The organism is Pseudomonas sp. MF08875, from assembly GCF_059862525.1.
In genome coordinates this window covers 1-1,637 of sequence record NZ_JCBCUW010000117.1, presented here as the reverse complement: position 1 = coordinate 1,637, position 1,637 = coordinate 1, and the positions used below count along the sequence as shown (strand labels likewise).

1 protein-coding gene is annotated in these 1,637 nt (G+C 66.2%); it reads left to right on the top strand.

Going from position 1 to position 1,637, the window contains the following annotated elements:
• On the top strand, positions 1-1,637 hold a 1,637-nt coding region (locus AC19YT_RS28170), incomplete at both ends, for a beta strand repeat-containing protein (protein ID WP_500611382.1).

The following is a 1,637-nucleotide window of genomic DNA, read 5'->3' as shown; positions in this document are numbered from 1 at the left end:
CGGCACCACGGTAACGCTGACCGGCACCAACTTCAGTGGCACTACGGCTGTCACTTTCGGCGCCACTGCGGCCACGGGGTTCACGGTCAATAGCGCGACTCAAATCACCGCCACAGCGCCAGCAGGAGCGGGCACGGTCGACGTGCGCGTCACCACCACCGGTGGCACCAGCGCCACCAGTGCGGCGGATCAGTTCACCTATGTGGGGGCACCGACGGTCAGCGCTATTTCCCCCAGCAGTGGCCCTGCAACGGGCGGCACCACGGTAACGCTGACCGGCACCAACTTCAGTGGCACTACGGCGGTCACTTTCGGCGCCACTGCGGCCACGGGGTTCACGGTCAATAGCGCGACTCAAATCACCGCCACAGCGCCAGCAGGAACCGGCACAGTAGACGTGCGCGTCACCACCACGGGCGGCACCAGCACTACCAGTGCGGCGGATCAGTTCACCTATGTGGGTGCACCGACCGTCAGCAGCATTTCCCCGAGCAGTGGCCCCGCAACAGGCGGCACCACGGTAACGCTGACCGGCACCAACTTCAGCGGCACCACGGCGGTGACCTTCGGCGCCACTGCGGCTACCGGGTTCACAGTCAATAGCGCCACCCAAATCACCGCCACAGCGCCAGCAGGAACCGGCACAGTAGACGTGCGCGTCACCACCACGGGCGGCACCAGCGCTACCAGTGCGGCGGATCAGTTCACCTATGTGGGGGCACCGACGGTCAGCGCTATTTCCCCCAGCAGTGGCCCTGCAACGGGCGGCACCGCGGTGACCCTCACCGGTACCAACTTCGCCGGTACTACGGCAGTCACCTTCGGCGCCACCGCCGCTACCGGCTTCACAGTCAACAGCGCGACTCAAATCACCGCCACCGCGCCAGCAGGAACCGGCACGGTAGACGTGCGCGTCACCACCACCGGTGGCACCAGCGCCACCAGTGCGGCGGATCAGTTCACCTATGTGGGGGCACCGACCGTCAGCAGCATTTCCCCGAGCAGTGGCCCCGCAACAGGCGGCACCACGGTAACGCTGACCGGCACCAACTTCAGCGGCACCACGGCGGTGACCTTCGGTGCCACTGCGGCCACGGGGTTCACGGTTAATAGCACGACTCAAATCACCGCCACCGCCCCGGCAGGAACGGGCACGGTCGACGTGCGCGTCACCACCACGGGCGGCACCAGTGCTACCAGTGCGGCAGATCAGTTCACCTATGTGGGGGCACCGACCGTCAGCAGCATTTCCCCGAGCAGTGGCCCCGCAACAGGCGGCACCACGGTAACGCTGAACGGCACCAATTTCAGCGGCACCACAGCGGTCACCTTCGGCGCCACCGCCGCTACCGGCTTCACAGTCAACAGCGCGACTCAAATCACCGCCACCGCGCCAGCAGGAACCGGCACGGTCGATGTGCGCGTCACCACCACGGGCGGCACCAGCGCTACCAGCGCGGCGGATCGTTTCACCTATGTGGGTGCACCGACCGTCAGCAGCATTTCCCCCAGCAGTGGCCCCGCAACAGGCGGCACCACGGTAACGCTGACCGGCACCAACTTCAGTGGCACTACGGCTGTCACTTTCGGCGCCACTGCGGCCACGGGGTTCACGGTCAATAGCGCGACTCAAATCA